The sequence below is a fragment of the Salegentibacter agarivorans genome (genome assembly GCF_900113135.1).
In the GTDB taxonomy this organism is placed as follows: Bacteria; Bacteroidota; Bacteroidia; order Flavobacteriales; family Flavobacteriaceae; genus Salegentibacter; species Salegentibacter agarivorans.
Genome location: NZ_FOOH01000014.1, coordinates 45,175 through 66,838, shown reverse-complemented (window position 1 = coordinate 66,838; position 21,664 = coordinate 45,175). Strand labels below are relative to the sequence as shown.

Genomic DNA, 21,664 nt, shown 5'->3' with positions numbered 1-21,664 from the left:
TATTAGAATGTGATTTTACTGATAGTTTAAAATCTTAAAAGTATACTTTTTTTTAAAGAAGCAAAATTATAACCATAAATTTATATATTTGAAGGCATTCGATTAACTAAATTATTAATTAACTACAAGACAGTGAGCAATTATTATGAAAAAGACACTTATGATGCAATAGTCGTAGGTACAGGAATTAGCGGTGGTTGGGCCGCCAAAGAGCTTAGTGAAAAAGGATTTAAAACCCTTGTGCTTGAACGTGGACGTATGGTAAAACATATTGAAGATTATCCAACAATGAACGATGATCCCTGGGATTATAAGTTTAAAGGACAATTAACACGAGAAGAAGAAAAACGTCAGCAAAAACAAGCACGTACCGGTTATACTACTAATAAAGCCAGCGCACATTGGTTTGTAGACGATATTAAACACCCTTATAATGAAGTAAAAAGATTTGACTGGATGCGTGGGTATCACGTGGGAGGAAGATCTATTATGTGGGGACGTCACAGCTACCGCTTGAGTGATTTAGATTTTACCGCCAATAAAGAAGATGGCCACGGTGTAGACTGGCCAATTCGCTATAAAGATATTGCACCCTGGTATGATTATGTTGAATCATATATTGGCGTGAGTGGTGAAAACCTTGGGTTAAGCCAATTACCCGATGGGAAATTTCTGCCGCAAATGCCGCTAAACTGCGTTGAAGATCACCTTAAAAAAAGTATGGCCGACAATTTTAGTGACGGCCGTGTGCTAACCGCAGGTAGGGTTGCGCATATTACTGGTGATAAAGAATTTGAAGGTAGGTCTAGTTGCCAATTTAGAAACCGTTGTATTAGAGGTTGTCCTTACGGCGCTTACTTTAGTAGTAACTCTTCTACATTACCGGCGGCAGAACGAACTGGCAATATGACTTTAAGACCTAATTCTGTAGTAAATCAAGTAATTTACGATCCTGAAACTAAACTTGCTACAGGGGTAAAAGTTATAGATACCGAAACTAAAGAAGAAATAGAATTTAAAGCTAATGTTATCTTCCTTTGTGCTTCTGCCATTGCTTCTACAAGCATCCTAATGCAATCAAAATCTGATAGATTTGAGAATGGTTTGGGGAACGATAGTGGAGAACTGGGACATAATGTAATGGATCACCATTTTAAAGCTGGAGCATCTGGTAAATATGATGGTTTTGAAGATCAATATTATAAAGGAAGAAAGCCTAACGGAATCTATTTACCTCGTTTTAGAAATATTAACGGAAGCGATAATTTAGGCTTTACCCGTGGTTATGGTTATCAGGGTGGTGCGAGTCGTGGAGACTGGAGTGAAGGTATTGCTGAAGCTTCCTATGGAAAAGAATTAAAAGAAGCTATCGTTAAACCAGGTGGCTGGACTATGGGCTTAATGGGCTTTGGGGAAACCTTACCTTACCATGAAAACAAAATGACGCTGGATTATGATAAAACCGATGAATGGGGTTTACCAACAGTAACTTTTGATGCCGAGTTCAAGGAAAATGAACTCAAAATGAGAGAAGATATGGTAGCCCAGGCAGTAGAGATGCTGGAAAAAGGCGGATTTAAAGATGTGCAGGGCTACGATGATATTGGCGCACCGGGACTTGGAATACACGAAATGGGAACTGCCAGAATGGGTAGAGATCCTAAAACTTCGGTTTTAAACGGAAACAACCAGGTGCACGCTGTTCCTAATGTATATGTTACCGATGGTTCTTTTATGACCTCTGCAGGTTGCCAAAACCCTTCTTTAACTTATATGGCTATGACTGCCAGAGCAGCAGATCACGCTTCTAAAAACTTTAAAAAATCATCTAACGCTTAATTATTAGGATTATGAATAGAAGACAAGCATTAAGAAATATAGGACTTGGCGCGGGAGCTATTATTGTAGGTCCCACTACTTTAAACCTTTTGCAAAGCTGTAAAAATGATCCTTCTTATAACTGGGAGCCAACTTTTTTAAGCGCTGCTAACGGTTTCGCGTTAAAACAGGTTTTAGAAGTTATTATTCCAAAAACTGATACTCCTGGTGCTAATGATTTAAATATAGCCGAATTCATAGATTCTTATATGGAAGAGGTTGCTCACCAGGACAGGCAGGACAAATTCAAACAATCTGCTGATGCTTTTTCCAGGGCGTTTAAAAACGAATTTGATAAAGATGCAGGAGAAGGTAATGCTGAAGAATATGAGCAAATTGTAGCAAAATATCTTAGAGCAACTCCGGCAGAAAGAGATGAAATAGCTAAACGAAATACCGAAACCCAGGATCCGCAGGATAAAGATCAAAAAATAACTTTAGATGCAGATGCCGGTGCTTTAGCTTATTTGGAAGAAGTAAGAAGTATGGGAATTTGGGCCTATAAGACCAGTGAAAAAATTGGGGAAGAAGTAATGTGGTACGATCCAATTCCAGGAGAGTATATTGCTTGTGGTCCCGTAGATGAACTGGGCGGGGGCAAAGCTATGTCGCTTTAAGTTTTAAGAAGTACATGGAATAAATATCAAACCTCACAGGTTTTAAAAACCTGTGAGGTTTTTTTAGTATTAAATGCATCCAGACTTGTTTTGAAGACACACTATGTTTTCCCACAACTGCCAGCCGCGCAGTTTAATTCAGGTTTTTACCGTATTAAAAGAAAGTCTAAAAAGTATTATTTTCGTTAAGCTACCCCGAATCTTTGGGATTGTTTTAGCTTCTAACGTGGTTTGATTATCAATTATCTTAGATCCTGAAACAAGTTCAGGATGACAAATTTCAGAATTTTTCAGGCTTTATTTATTTATTAGAATCTTAAAACCACTGAGAGGATAAGAGATAGTATTCTATTCTACTATTGGTAAATATATTTCAGCTTCCCATAAAGATTCATCTCCACCCATTTGCGGATTATCTTTAAAGATTTCCAGGATATTTTCACTTTTAACCTCAATATTATTCTTTTCGGCATAATCAAGTAAATGAAACCAGGCATTATGCGAAAACATATAATTCCCGAGAAAACTCGCTTTTAAAGCTTTTTCTGAAGTAATTTTTTGAATATCAATTAATAAATCTTTAGGATAGGTTTGCATTTTTGCGATAGGGAAGCAAAAACTGAAGTTGATATTTTTAGTCTGTTTATTCCAGGAATTAATTAGAATTCTAGGTCTGCCCAGGGTTTCTAAATCATTCTCTAGGATATAATTAGAAAGTATATCTATAGTCTTCATCATTTCAAAAGCTTTTTGATCTACTTTACTGTTGGTTGTAATACAGGCACAGGTGTTCTGAGGAGTAACACTTTTTCCTTCAATTTGTACGTTATATAACGCTCTATTGGTAGATAGAGCTTTTTTAAAATAGGCAATTTCAGCTTTCATTTCTTTTTGAAAATTATTTTGGCCTGTCAGCAATAAGAAACGGTGTTCAAAAGAATTATTTTTATTGTTAATTTCTACTTTTACCTGGGTGATGGAATCGTTCTTTGGTTTGATAATCCAATTGAGTTCATAGCTTTCTGAATTCAATTCTGTTTCCTGAATTACCTGTGATAAATCAGATTTAATTTCAGAATTTTCCACCTTCATTTTATCAAAAATAGGTGAATCTACCCTGTAAACTATTTCGCCGGGAAGCGCTTTCGCCTCGAACTTAATAGTATAATCGTCATTTTTAATTACGAAATACCATAGCAGAAAAAGCACAGGTAAACCAGTAAGAAACAGTAGCCAGAATTTTTTGGACATTAAATTAGTAGGTGAGGGGTTGTATGTTGAGGTTTTCTACTACGTGGTTGCCAAGATTTCTTCCCTGTACAATGCCATTTTCTACAGCAGAGCGGTAATGAATTCCGCCATATAATCTACTTATTGCCGCTTCGTTGGCAGCCTGGGAAAAAGAAGTAAACGATCTTACCGGTAAACCATATTTTACCTCGGTATCATCTTCAAAACTGAATTCTTCACCAAAAATACGGGTAAGAACAATAGAAGCCGCCCCCGAAACTACAGAATGCCCACTAGAATATTCAGGAAAGGGCGGAGTTTGCAGTACAGGTTTCCAATTCTCGTCTATATGCTTATTAATTAATGTTTCAGGCCTTACCAGGTTACTTCTGTATTTTTCGTCCCAACAGCTTATAAACCCGTCGGCCAAAGCGATAGCAGTTGTGGTATAAGCATATGAACTTTGTGCGAAGTCTAACTCTGCCTTTTTAGAAGCAATTTTGCAAATTCCCATCCAGTGCCCGCCAGGAGTGATTTTCTTAGTCGCAAACATAAGATGACCGCGTTGGGTAGACACATAAGGATTGCAATCCCAAAATTGAGCAATTTTCATTTCTTCGGCTTCGTCTCCTTTTTTCTCCATTTCGTTTTTAATCTCGTAGACTTCAACGAGCTCATCGTAAAAGGCGGTTCCTTTTTTTAATGAAAACTCGGGATGAGGTAAAGGTTTAAATTGGGAGGCAGAATCTAATGTAAAAGGTCTAATTTTTGGCCAGTGAGGCTCAATACCATCCATATAAGATGGAGGGGTAGGCTGCCAACGGCTGGGATCGTCACTATACACCGAGTATTTGGGCATAGTGCGGGTTTCTTTATAATTATCTTTATCTATCCAGGAGGAAAGATGCTGAGCAACCGCCAGGCCATAATCTTTTGATGAGTTAAACTCATCTTTATTCGTTTTTTCCCATTCTGTGTAGAGACTGTCACGGTAAGTGGTAAGTAAATCTTCAGAAAAAATTAATTTTTTTCCAATTTCTATTTTTGCCACAAGCGCGGCGAGTTTATAATTGATATTTGCAGTAGAATCGACACTAGGGATAGGTTCCAGCTCTTCAAATTTTGAAGTGAGATCTATTAAATCTTTATTTTCCTGCCGCATAATCTGATAAGCAGCCAGGTTGGAGTACGCATAAATTCTGCTGGCTACCGGTGGTGAAAAAATATCGTGCACCATAATATCGGTAATTTTATCTACCGTTTGGTGATAATTCTCGGCTGTAACTACAATAGGTTTTTCTTCCTGGGAACAGGAAGTTAAAATTAATGTGCTTATAAAAAAATAAAGATATTTTTTCATTTAATTGTTCAATTTATAAAATTGTGGTTTACCATTGTTCAGGCTTAGCATAAGATAATCTTTTCCCTTAAAATTAATTAAATCAAGGCTTCTTACACTCTTTTGAGTAAGATTTAATCCCAGTTCAACTCCTTCTAAAACCTCACCATTTTGCGTGATTAAATTTCCCGCTAACGCATCAAATCTTCCGTGGTAGGGCGTTATTCCAAAATAATTGCCGGCAACCAGTACTTCTTCCTGATTATCTTTATTAAAATCGGCTTTTAAAAATGCTAAAATAGGCGCTACCTGTAATGCACTTTCAAAAGGCTTAAAAATATACTTTCCTTCCTGATTTAGCAAATATCCCGACGCCATTGTATGCACTTTCAGTAATTTAGCTTCTGCAAGGGTTTCTTTTTCAAAAACTTCTTCAATAGTTTTCCCGGCAAAATCTTTATACTGCGGGAACTTCTTTCGTAAATAGGAAAGCTGGCCTACCAGTTCATCGAGCCCGTTTGCGGGATAATATTTTTGATTTTTGGCATAAGCTATAATTGTTTCTGTACTTCCATTTTTGTCAAAATCTGAATAAAACATTTTTAGCGGAAATTCTGCCGAAGCTGGGAATTTAGTATTCAGGCCCCAGTTTCCGAGTAAATAATCCATTTTTCCGTCGTTATTTATATCAAAAGGAATAATACGCTGCCAAAGCCCATTTAGCTTTTCTTCCAGTATTTTTCCTGAAATATTTTCTAAACTTCCATTATTATTTTTGAAGAATTGAGGTGACATCCATTCTCCAATAACAATTAGATCTTCCTGGCCATCCTGGTCAAAATCTGTCCAAATCGCATCGGTAACCATTCCTATTTTTTCCAGCTCTGAATTTTCCTGGATTCTGAAATTACCATTTTCATTAATGAGCAGGTAGGAGGAAGGGATCTTGCCAAAATCGTTGGAAACTGCTGCACCACCCACAAAAATATCCAGGTGGCCATCGCCGTCAATATCGCCTAATTTCGCAACTGAAGTGTTTTCAAAAAATTGCGGTAATTTTTTAGCTTTTAATTCACCGTTTTCAAACCAATATAATTTATCTAAAAGGGCATCTGCTTCCCCGTAAAATTCTCCACCACCTGAAGTGACAAAAAGTTCATTCTTATCATCCCGGTTGAGATCTGCGATAATGGCTGATGTATTTTCGGTTTTTTCATCATTTTTCAACAATTTAAAATCCTGCTTTTTAAAAATGTTTTCCTGCTGAAAATAAATTTCTGCAGGTTCAAATTTAGAATTTCCGAAGAAGATATCATCCAGCCCGTTCCCATTTAAATCGCCAACGGCCACCGCGGGCCCACGGTCAGAAATTTGATAAGGAATCAATTTTTGCCTGTCAAAATCGGTATACCTGTTTTCTCTGTGGTTAAAAGTAATTCCCGGTAGAGAATCTACCTTTTCAAACCATTGCTTTGGCGCAAGGAAAAGTTTTTTATAATCAATAGCATCGCGCTTTTGGTTCGGACTTATTACCAAATGCTGATTTAAATCCAGTTTTTCCTTTTTTTGGTAAGTATTGTCTGGCCAGATAATCAATAACGAATCTAACTTTTCTTTCTTCGGAAAACCAAAATGAATAATGGGTTCTGAAGAAGACTGAAATCCCCTGGAATTATAAAGCTGGCGCGTTTGCATTTTTCCTTCCTGCCAGGCAATGGCTTTGGTGCCAATGCCAAAGGTATTTTGAGTATCTAGCTTAAAAGATAATTTTAAATAGGTAGAGGTTGAGTCTGCCCGATTTTCATAAATGCTCGCATTTGCATTAATATTATTGCTTACAATATCTAAATCCCCGTCATTGTCCAGATCGGCATAGGCGAGACCCGTAGAAATAACCGAATCTCGAGCCATCCATTTCCCCGATTGGTCTTTAAAATTTAGGCTGTTAGAACCTTTAAAAACGTAATTATGCACCTTTCCCGAAGGCATCATTTCTAAAGCTTCATTATCTACTAAACGTGTATTATTTATTTTTTTCTGTATCTGGTTGCTGGAAACGTATTTTATATAATCTAAATCATTGGGACGTTTGGGTATCCCTGTAGCTATATAAAGATCCTGAAAGCCATCCTGGTTAAAATCGGCAAATAGGGGAGCCCAACTCCAATCTGTAGCAGCTAAACCGCTTAAAAGACCGGTTTCCTGAAAGTAATCCCCCTGCTGATTTATTTGCAGCATATTTCGGGTGTACTGGTAATGATAGCCTAATTCTTCGGTCTTTAATTTATCTAAATCGCGTGGGTCGTCTCCTACAGAGGCTTTTACAACCTTTTCATCCTGGGGAAGCATATCCAGGGTAAGAATATCTATAAATCCATCATTATTCACATCAGCGGCGTCATTTCCCATAGAAAACCGACTCACATGCCCAAATTTAGATTTTAGCGTTTCGGTAAAAGTACCGTCTCCATTATTCAAATAATAATAATCATCTTCGTGAAAATCGTTACTCACGTAGATATCTGTGAAACCATCGTTATTAAAATCGGCAGTTGCGATTCCGAGTCCGTAACCGTTTGCGCCACCATAAATCCCGGCTTCTTCGCTAACGTCCACAAATTTTCCGTTATCATTTCTTAAAAGTTTATCACCGCTTTCAGCAATACGTTTATTTCTAATATCTGCAGGGCCGTAAGTATTCACCGTGTGAACAGCGTGATTAAGTAGGTACATATCCAGATCGCCATCATTATCAAAATCAAAAAAAGCAGCAGTAGAAGAATAATTCTGAAAATCGAGCCCGAATTCTTCAGCTTTTTCAGAAAATGTGCCGTTACCATTATTGATGAATAATTCGTTTTTCCCGTTTAAACCGTTTATTCCAGATACTGCGCAAACATAGATATCTAACAACCCATTACCGTTAACATCGGCCATAACTACTCCTGTATTCCAATTGGACGTGCCTGAAACTCCTGCCTTTTCGGTAATATCTTCAAACTGCAAGTTTCCTTTATTAAGAAAAAGTTTATTTTTTACCTGATTTCCGGTTAGGTAAATATCTGGTAAACCATCCTTATTTATATCGCCCACAGCAACGCCGCCGCCATTATAGAAATACAAATAATCTAAAATATTTAGCGCATTTGTTTCAGTAAGATCGTTGCTAAAATTTAGGCCTGTGGTTTCTGCCGGTAGGTTTTCAAAAAGAAAATCTTCCGAAGTTTTTTCTTTTTCACAGGAAGTGAGAAAGATGAATAAAAATACCAGGCTAAAGAGCTTTCTCATCAAACTTAAAAATTTTTGGTTCCTGATTATTTATGGCTACCAGAATAAGAATTTCTGCATTTTTATTTGATATTTTCCTTATGTGTTTCACTTCACCTTCAACTAAAAATCCTGATTTCTCTGAAGATATAATCTCCATATCACCATTCCCACTCACCTTTAGGAGAAGCCCTTTACTTGCATCCAAACGCCCAAATTGGGGTTTTAAGTTGAAATCGTTTCCGGCGAGTAAAAAATAACTATTTCCATTTTTGGTAGTTAGATGTTCAATAGCGTGAATACTTGATAACTGTGCTTCGGTAGGAAGTTCTTTAAACTCATAATTACCTTCAGCATTATTTAAAGCAAGAAAACTTTTAAAAGTGGTTATCTCTTTTACAATAGAATTTTCAACAATTTTTTCTGAAAAAAGTTCCTGAATTGACTTCGTAGCATATTCTGAAAATTTAAGATTCTGCTTTTTTATTGCTGAAATTTGCCCTGCCAGTTCTCTTCTTAAATGAATTGGGATATCTCTGCCATCAATATTTCTGGTAAAAATTTGTTCTATAGTACCATTATTATCAAAATCGTTGATATAAACTTTAACCGGATTTTCGGCTGAAGTTTGATAAAACGAGTTGGTACCGCGATTTCCTAAAATAAAATCTGGATTTTCATCCCCATTTATATCTGAAACCGATAAACCTGTCCAGGCTCCGGAAAATTCGTTCAGATTATTATCTGCCGGGTTAAAAGAATTTCCGTTGTTTTGAAGAATTTTAGGCGCCATCCAGTCGCCGGTTAAAATTAGATCTTTTTTCCCATCAGCATTTGTATCTTCCCAAGTGGCATCGGTTATCATTCCCAGGTCGTTAAGTATGTAAGCTTTAGCATCGGTTACATCTTTAAAACTGCCTTTACCGTCATTTTCTAATAGCTGATGTTTGGGGTTAATTCCAAAAATTCCCGGCACGCTTCTCTTTCCTATAAACAAATCTATGTCACCATCATTATCAAAATCATATGGCGCGATCACTGAAGTATTTTGTGCAGAATTAGGTAGTTGATATTCTGAAGCGCTAAAACTTTCATTTCCCTGATTTATATAAATTCTATCGCGAAATATTTCTTTATCAACGTTAGCTTCATTCCCGCCTGAACCTACTATCAGGTCTGGTTTATTATCGCCGTTTACATCAGCAAAAACTGCATAGGTATCTTCAAAACTTGAATTTGAGGTAAAAACTTCGAGATTCTTTTCGCTAAAGCTTCCTGAATTATTCTGTAGATAAAGAACTCCGGCCTGGCCTTTTGCGCCTCCTAAATAAAAATCCTCATTTCCATCACCATTTATGTCGCTTACAGCTAATGCCGGGCCTTCACGCGATAACATTTTTGGTATTAGACCTTCATAATCGTAGTCTATATAATTATTTTCTTTGTGGTTTTGAAGTTTTGTATTTATTTCAGTAAGAATTGGTTGCGTTTGTTTTTTATCTGAATTAAAAGTTGAATTCGCCTCTGTTTGACTCAGTTGTAAAGTGGTATTGATCGTAGGATTTTTAATGACTTGTGTAGCTTTATTGGGCCAGATAATTTGGAGAGAATCGATTTTTTTAGTTTTTCCCAGGCCAAAAGTTAGGCTGTAATCTATTGAAGATTGAAAACCTCGTGTAGGAATTAATTCTTGTGAAAGCACCTGGTTGTCAAAATAGAGTAGGGCTTTGCTACCAATAGCAAAAGTGTTTTTTCCCTCCCCTTTTAGATTTAATTTCAGGTAATTATTTTCTAATTGTTCTGAAGTTCTGTTTTTATAAATAAATACCTCCTGATTTACGTTATTGACAACAAGGTCTAGATCACCATCATTATCCAGATCGGCGTAAGCAGAGCCGTTAGAGAAACTGGGTTCATTTAGGCCCCAATCTTTAGTTTTATTATCAAATGTTAGGTCTTGATTATTCTGAAATGCATAATTGGGAATAGGATTGCTGGGCATTTCACTAAGAATGGAATCAAATTCTTTTTTCTTACCGGTAAGAACCATTTCCTGAAGAATATCGTTGGCAAAGAAATCCATAAAATCCTGGTTAGTGAGATCGTGGTAGATCCCGTTGCTCACATAAATATCTTTGAACCCATCGTTATCCATATCAAAAATTAGGGCGCCCCAACTCCAGTCTGTTTGTGCAACACCACTTTGAAATGCGATTTCAGAGAAGGAATTTTCACCCGTATTGAGCTGTAGGGTATTTTGCATAAATTGGTGATAGAAATCCCTACTTTCTTTGAGTTTATAGATATCATATCGTTCAAAATCTGAAGTTTCTTTAAGGCGTTTATCGCTTTCCGGAAGCATATCGGTAACAAAGATCTCAGGACGCGCATCGTTATTGATGTCGGCCATATCTGCGCCCATCGAAGAAAGACTTAAATGGGAAACACGGTTTTTAATATCTTCAGTAAAAGTACCATCACCATTATTGATATAAAGATAATCGCGTTCATAAAAATCGTTAGAAATATAAAGATCGGGGAGTTGATCGTTGTTTACATCACCTACGGTAACTCCAAGTCCAAAACCTATTAAGCTTCCGTAAATTCCTGCTTCTTCACTAACATCGGTAAAATTCCCGTCATCGTTTCGTAGTAATTTATCACCACCGCCTTTAAAAATTTCTGGTAAGTCCCAATCTTCACTTCTTAGATCACGTTTGTTATTAAAACTTAGGCTGGAAACCGGGATAAAGCTATTGTTAAGAATATATACATCAAGATCACCGTCCCCGTCATAATCAAAAAAAGCGGCGTGGGTGGTAAATCCATTTTCATCTAAATTATAGGAAGCGGCGTCTTCAGTGAATGTAAGGTCTCCATTATTGATAAAAAGTTCATTTTTACGATCTGCACCTTCAATATTCCCGGCATTGCTCACATAAATATCCAGGAGTCCGTCGTGGTTAATATCTACCATACTTACACCGGTACTCCAGTTTTTTGCTCCTGCCGTTCCTGAGTTTATTGTAATATCTTCAAATTTAAAATCGCCTTTATTCAAGTAAAGTTTGTTTTTACCAAGATTTGAGGTTAAATAAATATCAGGTAGACCGTCGTTATTGATGTCCCCAATACCTACACCCGCACCATTATAAAAATTTCTATATCTAAAAATGTTGAAATCTTTAGTATTGGTTATTTTATTTTCAAAATTGATTCCCGTTTCAGCAGATGACATTTTGGAGAATAATGCATCCTTATTTTCTTTTTCCGCAGGTATTTCATTTTCTGTTTTATCATTAGCACAAGCCATAAAAAACAGCATAATAAAGATTGAACCAAAAATTGAAGATGATAGATGAGAAGTGATTTTCATTGAGAAAAACAGGTTAGAAGGGAGGCTATTTTAATTGGCAATTTAAACAAAATTTAAGAAAAATTTAGGAGTCTAAAAGAAAAGAGACTAAAAATGCAAATGCATTGATAGCCTCTTTAATATAAAAACTATTTCAAGGAATTAGTAACCTTCGTTTTGTTCTAAATTAGGATTAGATGTTAAGGCTGTTGTGGGGATAGGGAACAAGACTCTATGTTCTTCGGAAGCCGGTTTGAAACCCCACTCTTGGGTAAACTGACCAAAACGGATAAGATCTTGTCTTCTCCACATTTCATTATATAATTCTCTTCCCCTTTCGTCAAGTATTTCCTGATCGGTTATAGCTGAAATAGGGGTGGCATCTCTCAATACGCGTAACTCGTTAATCAACTCTAAAGCTGATTCTTCAGAGGTTGCGCCTCTATGAATAGCTTCTGCTTTCATAAGATGAGCATCTGCAAATCGGAACAAAATCATATGCTCTGCATAAGATCCATTGGAGGGGTGGTACTTAAGGACTCTAACTCCAGTATTATCGGGATTACCTACTAAAGCTGGAAGTTCAGCGGTGTAAAAGAGAGGATTACCGCCTCGGTCTACAGTTTCACTTCCATCCAGTTCATGCTGCTGACCATATAAAAATCCTATTCCAATATCTGAACCATCGATAAAACCATCATCATCTACATCGTTATTTCCTTCAAAAAAACCTTCAGCTTCAGCAACCGTTGTTCCTTCGAGAGGCACAAAGCCCCGTCTTTCTTCCTGACCTACATTAGGGTGATTGGTATCCTCTGGACCTTCAAATAGATCATAAAATTCTGCAAGTGTTGAGAAGCCATTCCAACCTCCTGCATCCTGTCCGGGTGCACCCTGGTTGTAATGTAAACCATTCCAGATTCTAGAACCTACTCCTGTAGTTGTAAACCAGATAGTTTCAGTATCTACTGAAGGTTCAAAAATTTCAAAGAAACCACTCTGTAATCCAAAACCTAATTCTTCAATAGCTTCTACGTGGGTAATAACCTGATTCATATCTTCAACTGCGGGTTCTCCCCCTACATAGATGTGCTTATTGAGATATAATTTTGCCATAAGATAATGTGCTGCTGCCTTATTAGCAAAATTAGCTTCGGCACCAGGCCCAACTTCTCGTAGATCCGGTAAGGCATCAGTAATATCTGTCATTACAAAATCGAATGCTTCATCTCGTGTCATAACTATAGGATTTTCATCAGCTCCCTGATCAACCTCTCTAAAAGGAACCTGCCCGAAAAGATCCATCACCCAATACATACTAAAAGCTCGAAGGAATTTTGCTTCTGCTATTTGCTCTGGGTTAGCATTACTTTCTGGAGCAATAATTTCCGATAAATTAAAAACATTTCTGTTATTATTGTTCCAAGTGTTTAAAAGAAATTGATGGTTGGGATCCCATGTATGTTGGTGAAGTGTTCGCCAAAGACCATTATCCCCCCAGTCCGTACCTCTTGTAGGTACTACCATTTCATCTGAAGTCACCTCTTGTAGTGCATAAAGGTTTTCCTGAGTATTCATCTGATCTCTTAAAGCATTATAATTGTTTGCAAGAGCAGAGGGTACATCGCTTACCCCAGAAAAGCCATCATCTGAACCTTCACGAAAAACCGAATCGGTCTCCTCTAGTTCCAGATCGGTGCATGCCGTAATACTAAGGATTGCTCCCAGTATTAAAACTGATTTTATAAATTTATTTTTCATTTCTCTTTTTTTTAAAATGATAAGTTCACTCCTAAAGTTACCGTTCTGGCACGAGGGTAGGAAGTGTATTCAATTCCCGCGGTAGGAATCCCATTTAAAGATTTATCGGTATTTACTTCTGGGTCTAAACCAGAATAATTTGTAATAAGGAAAAGATTTTGTCCGGTAAGACTTACCCTTAAAGCATTTAAGAAGCTATTTTCCCCTACTTCAAAGTTATACCCTAGAGTCGCGTTTTGCAACCTTAAGAAATCTCCTTTTTCTAAGAAACGGGTGGATACATCAGGAGCGTTGCCCACTGATTCTCCATTTCCGATGACATTGCTAGTAACATTCGCACCCGAGCCCAGAGAACCTGCAGTAAAGAAAGCATTTTCTGTATTATTATATACCCAGAAGTCGAATTGACCGGTAAGGAATGTTGATAGGTCCCAGTTTTTATATTCTATCCTAGTCGAGACGCCTAAATTAGTTGTAGGTAAAGCACTTTTGCCTACAAATTCTTGAACGTCTCCATTAGGATAGATGGTTTGCCCACTCTCATCAAAGCCCCCAAATTCTCTCAGATAATATGAGAAGAGGGGTTGGCCTTCTGCTAGAAGCTGAGCATAGGCATTGGTTAGTCCCTGACCATTAATTCCACCTGTTTGAATGGCTCCATCAAAATCTTCAACCATGTTTTCATTATAGGAAATATTAAAACCCAGATTCCAGTAAAAATCTTCCTCTTGAAATAAATCATAATCGATGCTAAATTCAACCCCTTCATTTATCACATTTGCATCAAGATTTTCCCATACGAAATCTTGAGCAGCAGGTTGAGCAGAGAAAGTTTGGAATAAAAGATCGGTTGTGTTTTTACGGTAGAAATCTAATGAACCGCTCAAACGATCTTGCAGAAACCCGAAATCTAGACCAATATTGGTTTGGCTGGTTTCTTCCCATTTAAGATCTGCGTTTCGGAAGGTTACCTGTCCTGTTCCAGGAACATTTACAGTGCCCCCATCGCTTATGCCAATTCCGCCAAACCTATCACGTGGAGTATAAAGATTGTAAGGTATTTCCTGATTACCAGTTACCCCATAGCCTAATCTAAGTTTTAAGGTGGAAAAAGTCTCAGGGACGAAATCTTCATCTCCTAATTGCCAGGCAAATGCTCCAGAGGGAAAGTATCCATATTGATTATTTCCACCAAACCTTGTAGAACCATCCGCTCTAAGGGTGGCAGTGAATAAATATTTTTCTGCTATACTATAATTCAGTCTTCCAAAAAAAGATTGCAATTCATCAGTGGTGTGAAAAGTATCTCCTGCTACTGCTCCAACATTAATTCCGGATGGTGTATTAGGACGATCTGTTGCAATTTCAGGAAATAACCTGTTTACGAAGAAGCCATTTGAATCAAACCCGTATTGTTGGTAGGATCCATTAATACTACCTTCCAAAATATTCCTTGAACGCTGCAGATCATCGACCATTGCTCCCATGTTGGTACTCTCAAATCCCCAACCCTGTGCATTAATTCCTTGACGGTCAAATTCCTGATAAGAATAGCCCGCTAGGACGTCAAGTTTTGAATTTTCAAATTCCAATTCATAATTAAGGGTAAATTCTAATAGAGTATTTGTACTTTCAATTTCGTTGATTTGGGATCTACCATTACCCGGCACTGCACTTCCAACGCCTACAATATCCCCTGAAATTCCAAAACCTCTATAAGATTCAGCTTTGTCATATCCAAGATTCAGCTTTGCAGATAAATTTTCCAATACAGAGTACTCTGTAGAAAAATTGATCAGGAATCGGTCTGTTTCTGTTTCGTCCGATACATATTTTAACATAGCATTGGGATTTATCTGTCCTTCGTAAAAGTCTGGATCAGATGGGGAAGTAGGGGTCATCATATACGTAGCTCCGATAAGATCTCCTTCGGAGCCTGCGTTATTTGAAATAGGTGCTCTTTGGTCATTTACTCTTGAAATGGATGTCTGTAAACCTAATTTAAGCTTATCATCAAATAACCTATGATTTACATTCAATCTTCCCGAAAGACGCTCCATAGATGAATTTTCTACGATACCCATAAGGTCTGAATAGCCTATAGATGCCCTATAGTTTCCCTGATCGTATGAGTTGGAATAAGAAAGATTATGTTCCTGGGTAAATGCAGTCCTCATAATCTCATCCTGCCAGTCCGTATCGCCCCCGTAATCTAATACATCTGCATCAAGGCCGGTATCAGAGTAGGCTTCCAACCATTCTTCACGATCGAGCAAATCATATTTATTTGCCGGAGTAGCAACGCCAAGATTAGCACTATAATCAAATCTAGCTTGCATACCACGACCTGATTTGGTAGTGATGATTACAACTCCATTAGCACCTCTAGAACCGTATATAGCAGTTGCAGAAGCATCCTTTAAAACACTCATGCTTTCAATATCCTGTGGATTAAGGAAATTCAAAGGATTTTTAGGGGAACTGTCCCCAAATCCTGCATTTGTTCCACCAGCTGAAACATCGTCACCAGACAATGGTACACCGTCTACAACAAATAGCGGGTCGTTACCACCTCTTACGGAAGTAGTTCCCCGAATTCGAATGTTAACTCCTCCACCGGGTTCACCACTTGTAGTAGTAACCTGTAATCCGGCCGTCCGCCCTTGAATAAGTTCTTCCGGAGAAGCTACTACACCTCGGTTGAAATCTTCAGTTGAAACTGTAGAAACGGCACCGGTGGCATCTCTTCTTTCTACATTACCATAACCAATAACCACTACTTCGCTAAGGGCACTGGCATCTTCTGCCATTGTCGCATTAATAGTAGTTCTTCCGTCTACCGAAATTTCTTGTTGGGCAAAGCCTACGAAGCTAAATACCAGAATACCATCACCTGGAACATTGTCTAACGAATAATTTCCGTCAAAATCGGTTACAGTACCATTAGAAGTACCTTTAACCACAACGTTCACTCCCGGTAAGGGCATTTCCCCATCGGTTACCGTTCCTGTTATTGTTTCCTGCGCCTGGACAAATCCGAAGCTGCAGATTGCAAACAGAAACAAACCGATTTTGAGTAATCCTTGTTTCATAAATTTAATTTTACAGTTGATTAATTAAACCATTAAGTTGATGACCTAAATTAGTAAAAAATTATGCTAAATATTAAGTAGTCTATACACGCAAACGTTTTCGTGTTTTCAAAGATGTGAATATTGAAGGGGTTTTTTAGACTAAAATTGAAGCTAAAATTTTATTTAAAATATCGCAATACGAAGTAAACAGCTGTCTTACAGGATTCTAAAAATTAAATGTAATAAATACACGTGATGAAATCGTAATTTTATAATTTTTGTTGATAAAATTTCAATTTTAGCCCCTTAATAGGTCATTATCGGTAGTTTTTTAGCTGAAATTTTGACAGAAATTTCTTCCTTTTCTCCAATATATTCACCATCAACCTGAAAAGCGACCGGTTTTCTACAAAAAACTCTAGCACTTTTAACCGGTATTATCTCCACAAATTCAGAGTTTCCGTCAGTTTCATTACGTAATGTTTTTAGAATCTCCAGGATGTCGAAATTTTTGAATAAAAGGATTTCAAAAACACCATCATCTATTTTTCCTTTAGGATTTACATTAGCACCGGTGCCGTATTTTTTTGCATTGGCAAAGGCCAGGAGAATACCTTTTTTGGTAATAGTTTTATTTTCTAATTCAATTTCAAATTCAAAAGGATATTTACTTTCCCAAAGTGTAGGTATAGATTGTAGCAAATAGCCCATTTTTCCTCTTATTCTGGAATGTTCGTAATTTTTAATTAATTCAGCATTTAATCCCAAATCACTAATGTGCAGGCAGAGTTCTCCATTAATTTCAAGCATATCCATTTCTTTATGCTCATTACCCAGCGCTATTTTCAATTGTTCTTCCAGGATGTTGGGAATGCCCAGGTTAATAGCAAGCCCGTTGGCTGAACCTGCAGGAAATATTGCTATAGGAATTAGAAAATTAATTAAAGCTTCTGCTACTTGTTTTATAGTCCCGTCGCCGCCTGCCACAAAAACCCGGTCAAAATTATTTTCGGTAACCAATTTCTGAATTTTCTCACGATCATTTTTGCCGGTGGTTTTATAAGTAATGAGTCCAGCATTAATTTTTAAAAGCTCATAATCAATAGTTTGTATTATATGCTCCTTATTAAGACCTCCTGAAATTGGGTTCACAACAAGTAGTACCTTCTGTATTTCTTTCATATAGCTTCTAAAATATGCTTAAATTTAATTATTTTGGAGTAAGAAAAATTCAATAAAAATCTAAAATTTTGAAGTTAGATCTAAAACTTTATCGTGGTTATGTTAATAATCAGGAGTTGGTTGTATATGGCCATTTATTTAAATCCTGGGCGCCAGATAAGTACAGGCTGGATAGAAAAGGAATAAAACATGCGGTAGCTATTATTCATATGTTTCGCATTAGTCCTTTAAAAAACAGGGAAATCACCTTGAAATTTCGCAATACTACAGTCACCACTAAAACCCTGGACGATGGGTATTTTAGATTTACAATTCCTTTTTCAGAAGAATTAAAAAGCGGCTGGCATGAATACGAGGTGAGTTGTAATATCAAGGATTTTGGAATGATAGAGAAGGGGGAATTATTAAAACCGCACCCATCTAAATACGGTATAATTTCAGATATAGATGATACTTTTCTTATTTCCCATAGCAATAGCTTTTTTAAAAAGTTATATGTGATGCTTTCCAAAAACATCAATAAGCGTAAGATTTTTGATGACGTTGTAGATCATTATAAAGAATTGAGCCGTGCAGGGCAGGACTCTGAGCATGCTTCCAATTCCTTCTTTTATGTTTCCAGCAGTGAGTGGAATTTATATGAGTTTATCAATGAATTCGCCAAGATGCACCAGTTGCCTAAAGCGGTAATTAAACTAAAGAAAATTAAAACGGGGATTTCAGATTTTCTCTCTACCGGCCGCGGAAGCCACGATCATAAATTTGAAAAGATAAAAGATATTATTTCTTTTTATCCCCACATTCCTTATGTACTATTAGGAGACGATTCCCAGAAAGATGCTCATATTTACGAGCGTATATGTAAAATTTTTCCAAAGAGTTTAAAAGCAGTTTATATACGGCAAACCGGAAGAAAAAAGAAGCCGGAAATCACTACAATTCTCAAGAATATAGAAAGCCTTGGCGTAAGTATTTGTTACTTTAAACATAGCAATAAGGCCATAAAACATTCCCGCGCAGAAGGGATTATTTAAAGTTTTTGAATCCTATATGTGCTGAAATTAACTCGCTGTTTAAATATAAAAAACCAAAGTTTAAGTCGATATTTTAATTACTCTGAAATTTCATTTTTTGAACGTACAAGACTATATAAAATCCAGGGCCCAATTGCCCACCAAAAGTATTCAAAATACTATTGCACTTTTAGAAGCCGATGCTACAATTCCGTTTATTTCCCGCTACCGTAAGGAAGCCACCGGCAATTTAGATGAGGTTGCTGTTGAAAAAATTGCGCTGTTACTCAATTCTTTTAACGAACTCGAAAAGCGAAAAGCAGCGGTACTTAAAGCCATAAAGACTCAGAATGAGTTAACCGAAGCTTTAGCGGAAAAAATTAATAAAGCCAACACTTTAACCGAAGTTGAAGACCTTTATTTACCTTTTAAAAAGAAAAGAAAAACAAAGGCTGATGCAGCCAGGGAAGCCGGTTTAGAACCACTTGCCAAAATCTTAATGGCTCAAAATGCAGCCAATATTGACCTCTCGGTAAAACAATTTCTTTCTGAAAATATAAAAACTAAAGAAGAAGCTTTTAACGGGGCCGGGCATATTATTGCAGAATGGATTAATGAAAATACTTATGTTAGAAATTCCCTTAGAAGATTATATGCCCGAAAAGCGCAACTAAGTACCAAATGGGTGAAAACAGAGGAAGAGCACTCAGAAGCTTCCAAATTCACACACTTTGAAAAGTGGGAAGAACCGCTTAAAAGAATTCCTTCACACAGATTTTTGGCTATTTATCGAGCCGAAAAATTGGGGATAATTAAACTAAAAATTGAAGTCGATAAAGCAGAAGCTTTAAACTTAATTGAAAAAGCAATAATTAAAAATCCCGGTTTTTCTGGAGTAAAATATTTAAAAGAAGCGTTTGAAGATGCTTTTACACGATTGCTGAAAAAATCTTTTGCAACAGAATTTCTAAATGAAGCTAAGGAAAAAGCAGATGAAGATGCCATCGGCGTATTTGCTTCAAATCTTGAGCAATTGTTAATGGAAGCCCCTTTGGGTAGCAAACGAATTCTCGCATTGGACCCGGGTTTTAAATCGGGTTGCAAATTGGTGTGTTTAGATGAACAGGGGAATTTATTACATAATGAAACAATATTTCCTCACCCGCCACAGAAGAAAACAGATGCGGCTTCAGCAAAGATTAAAAGTTTGGTAAATGCTTATAAAATTGAAGCTATAGCTATAGGTAATGGCACCGCAGCCAGGGAAACCGAGCAATTTATTAAAAATATTTATCTACCAAAAGAAGTTTCGGTTTTTACGGTTAATGAAGCAGGAGCTTCTGTTTATTCTGCCTCGAAAATTGCCAGGGAAGAATTTCCTAATTATGATGTTACGGTGCGCGGAGCAGTTTCTATAGGCAGAAGATTAAGTGATCCGCTGGCAGAACTGGTTAAAATAGATCCAAAATCAATAGGAGTAGGGCAGTACCAACACGAAGTAGATCAAAGCAAATTAAAGGAAAAACTTGATGTTGTGGTAATGCGTTGTGTAAATAAAATAGGAGTAAACTTAAATACTGCAAGTAAAGAATTATTGTCTTATGTGTCTGGAATTGGCCCGGGATTGGCACAAAATATTCTGGATTACAGAAAAGAAAATAAACGTTTTACAAGCAGAAAAGAATTGCTAAAAGTGCCACGCCTGGGAGAAAAAGCCTTTGAACAGTCGGCGGGATTTTTACGAATTAAAAATGCTAGGAATCCATTAGATAATTCGGCCGTGCATCCAGAAAGTTACTTTGTGGTAGAAAAAATGGCGAAAAATAATGCCTTGAAGCCGGAAGAACTAATAGGAAATACTGAAGTTCTTGAAAAAATAAAACCGGAAGATTATATTTCTGATAATATTGGATTACTGAGTTTAAAAGATATTCTAGGAGAATTAAAAAAACCTGGAGCCGATCCCAGGGCAAAGAAAAAAGCCTTTAGTTTTGATCCTTCAGTAAAAAGTATTACCGATTTAAAGCCGGGTATGAAACTGCCGGGAATAGTAAATAATATAACCAATTTTGGCTGCTTTGTAGATATTGGAATCAAAGAAAGCGGGCTCATCCATATTTCAAAACTTGCCAATGAATTTATAAGTGATGTAAATTCGGTGGTTAAACTCAACCAGGAACTGGAAGTGACTGTACTTTCTGTAGATGAAGAAAAAAAGAGGGTTCAACTTTCTTTAATAGATTAATACAACGAGGCTGTTGAAAAACTGGTAACAGCCTCGTTTGTTTTTAAACTTTCTAATTTCTTTTTCTAAAATTTGCGCCGTCAAATTCTTCCCGCTCATAAAATTCATCATCAGCGTAGCGATCTTCGCTATAGCGGTCTCTACGTTCATTTTCATTGTCAATAATTTTCCCTTCCCTTTGTTCAGAAATTGGCTTATCGGCATATTCCTCTTCTTTTCGGCGTTGGAGATGCTCGTCTTCTCTTTCGGCAAGAGACGGAACGATTATAAGAGCTTAAAACAGTTTCTTCATAATGTCTATCTGGATTAGCACCGCGTTCAATGCGTTTTGTTTCAGCAAAGGTTTGGTGCGTAATTCTTGAAGTATAGATGTATTTTTCACCTTCTTCGAGCTCTACCAGGCCTATGGGTACAATTACGTGATTCTGGCCGTCCTTGTTTACAAACTCCTTAATTTCAGGATCTGCGGGTTTTCCATAGGGATCGTGCCGGGAATCTATAATGGTCTGGTCTACTTCTACGTCTACATAAACTACGCGATCAAGATTTTTATTAATGAGTAAATTATCGACTTTTCCAACTACACGTTTGTCGGCATCTCTTACCACCCAGCCCCGAATATCGGGATAACCGCCTGCAATCTTATAGTCTTTTAATTCACTTAAATAATATAGATTCTTATTCTTTATATCCTTGCTCATAA

General features: G+C 37.0%; 13 protein-coding genes. 4 read left to right on the top strand and 9 right to left on the bottom strand.

Annotated features, from left to right (window positions below):
- The first annotated feature begins 132 nt into the window (after positions 1-132).
- A complete protein-coding gene (locus BM084_RS11540; protein WP_093304870.1) occupies positions 133-1,839 on the top strand; it encodes a GMC oxidoreductase in 1,707 nt (568 codons plus the stop codon).
- An 11-nt stretch (positions 1,840-1,850) separates the two neighbouring features.
- Positions 1,851-2,495 carry a gluconate 2-dehydrogenase subunit 3 family protein gene (locus BM084_RS11535; protein WP_093304868.1) on the top strand — a complete coding sequence of 215 codons (645 nt, stop codon included), beginning with the start codon at positions 1,851-1,853 and terminating at the stop codon, positions 2,493-2,495.
- 348 nt (positions 2,496-2,843) lie between these two features.
- Here BM084_RS11535 and BM084_RS11530 read toward each other — a convergent pair whose 3' ends face one another.
- From BM084_RS11530 to BM084_RS11500, 7 genes are all read right to left on the bottom strand, one after another.
- Positions 2,844-3,746: a GyrI-like domain-containing protein gene (locus BM084_RS11530; RefSeq protein WP_093304867.1), complete on the bottom strand. Its 903-nt coding sequence runs from the start codon at positions 3,744-3,746 to the stop codon at positions 2,844-2,846.
- A 4-nt stretch (positions 3,747-3,750) separates the two neighbouring features.
- Positions 3,751-5,085: a vanadium-dependent haloperoxidase gene (locus BM084_RS11525; RefSeq protein WP_093304865.1), complete on the bottom strand. Its 1,335-nt coding sequence runs from the start codon at positions 5,083-5,085 to the stop codon at positions 3,751-3,753.
- Positions 5,086-8,352, bottom strand: a complete 3,267-nt coding sequence (locus BM084_RS11520) for a VCBS repeat-containing protein (protein ID WP_093304863.1) — start codon at positions 8,350-8,352, stop codon at positions 5,086-5,088.
- Positions 8,336-11,707, bottom strand: coding sequence for a VCBS repeat-containing protein (locus BM084_RS11515; protein WP_093304860.1), 3,372 nt, complete (start codon positions 11,705-11,707; stop codon positions 8,336-8,338). The genes BM084_RS11520 and BM084_RS11515 overlap by 17 nt, the downstream gene beginning before the upstream one ends.
- Positions 11,708-11,848: 141 nt before the next feature.
- The gene (locus BM084_RS11510; protein WP_093304857.1) at positions 11,849-13,447 is read right to left on the bottom strand and encodes a RagB/SusD family nutrient uptake outer membrane protein; all 1,599 of its coding nucleotides are present in this window, start codon (positions 13,445-13,447) and stop codon (positions 11,849-11,851) included.
- An 11-nt stretch (positions 13,448-13,458) separates the two neighbouring features.
- Positions 13,459-16,539, bottom strand: coding sequence for a SusC/RagA family TonB-linked outer membrane protein (locus BM084_RS11505; RefSeq protein ID WP_093304855.1), 3,081 nt, complete (start codon positions 16,537-16,539; stop codon positions 13,459-13,461).
- 288 nt (positions 16,540-16,827) lie between these two features.
- On the bottom strand, positions 16,828-17,703 hold the full coding sequence (locus tag BM084_RS11500; RefSeq protein WP_093304853.1) for a diacylglycerol/lipid kinase family protein: 876 nt from the start codon (positions 17,701-17,703) through the stop codon (positions 16,828-16,830).
- A 68-nt stretch (positions 17,704-17,771) separates the two neighbouring features.
- Between BM084_RS11500 and BM084_RS11495 the strand changes: the two genes are divergently transcribed.
- Positions 17,772-18,737, top strand: coding sequence for an App1 family protein (locus BM084_RS11495; protein WP_093304851.1), 966 nt, complete (start codon positions 17,772-17,774; stop codon positions 18,735-18,737).
- Positions 18,738-18,834: 97 nt separating this feature from the next.
- On the top strand, positions 18,835-20,961 hold the full coding sequence (locus BM084_RS11490; protein ID WP_093304850.1) for a Tex family protein: 2,127 nt from the start codon (positions 18,835-18,837) through the stop codon (positions 20,959-20,961).
- Here the strand turns inward: BM084_RS11490 and BM084_RS19185 are convergent.
- Together BM084_RS19185 and BM084_RS11480 are read right to left on the bottom strand one after the other, a co-directional pair.
- Positions 20,950-21,117 (bottom strand): hypothetical protein, encoded by a 168-nt coding sequence (locus BM084_RS19185; RefSeq protein WP_177195693.1) that lies wholly within the window; start codon positions 21,115-21,117, stop codon positions 20,950-20,952. The two genes, BM084_RS11490 and BM084_RS19185, sit on opposite strands and share 12 nt — an antisense overlap.
- Positions 21,118-21,155: 38 nt before the next feature.
- Positions 21,156-21,662 carry a YlmC/YmxH family sporulation protein gene (locus BM084_RS11480; protein ID WP_093304846.1) on the bottom strand — a complete coding sequence of 169 codons (507 nt, stop codon included), beginning with the start codon at positions 21,660-21,662 and terminating at the stop codon, positions 21,156-21,158.
- Between the last annotated feature and the right edge of the window lie 2 nt (positions 21,663-21,664).

Bases quoted from the DNA above. Each gene is read 5' to 3' on its own strand.
- BM084_RS11535 (WP_093304868.1), top strand. From the start codon at position 1,851: ATGAATAGAAGACAAGCATTAAGAAATATAGGACTTGGCGCGGGAGCT.
- BM084_RS11530 (WP_093304867.1), bottom strand. From the start codon at position 3,746: ATGTCCAAAAAATTCTGGCTACTGTTTCTTACTGGTTTACCTGTGCTT.
- BM084_RS11525 (WP_093304865.1), bottom strand. From the start codon at position 5,085: ATGAAAAAATATCTTTATTTTTTTATAAGCACATTAATTTTAACTTCC.
- BM084_RS11520 (WP_093304863.1), bottom strand. From the start codon at position 8,352: ATGAGAAAGCTCTTTAGCCTGGTATTTTTATTCATCTTTCTCACTTCC.
- BM084_RS11515 (WP_093304860.1), bottom strand. From the start codon at position 11,707: ATGAAAATCACTTCTCATCTATCATCTTCAATTTTTGGTTCAATCTTT.
- BM084_RS11510 (WP_093304857.1), bottom strand. From the start codon at position 13,447: ATGAAAAATAAATTTATAAAATCAGTTTTAATACTGGGAGCAATCCTT.
- BM084_RS11505 (WP_093304855.1), bottom strand. From the start codon at position 16,539: ATGAAACAAGGATTACTCAAAATCGGTTTGTTTCTGTTTGCAATCTGC.
- BM084_RS11500 (WP_093304853.1), bottom strand. From the start codon at position 17,703: ATGAAAGAAATACAGAAGGTACTACTTGTTGTGAACCCAATTTCAGGA.
- BM084_RS19185 (WP_177195693.1), bottom strand. From the start codon at position 21,117: ATGAAAATGAACGTAGAGACCGCTATAGCGAAGATCGCTACGCTGATG.
- BM084_RS11480 (WP_093304846.1), bottom strand. From the start codon at position 21,662: ATGAGCAAGGATATAAAGAATAAGAATCTATATTATTTAAGTGAATTA.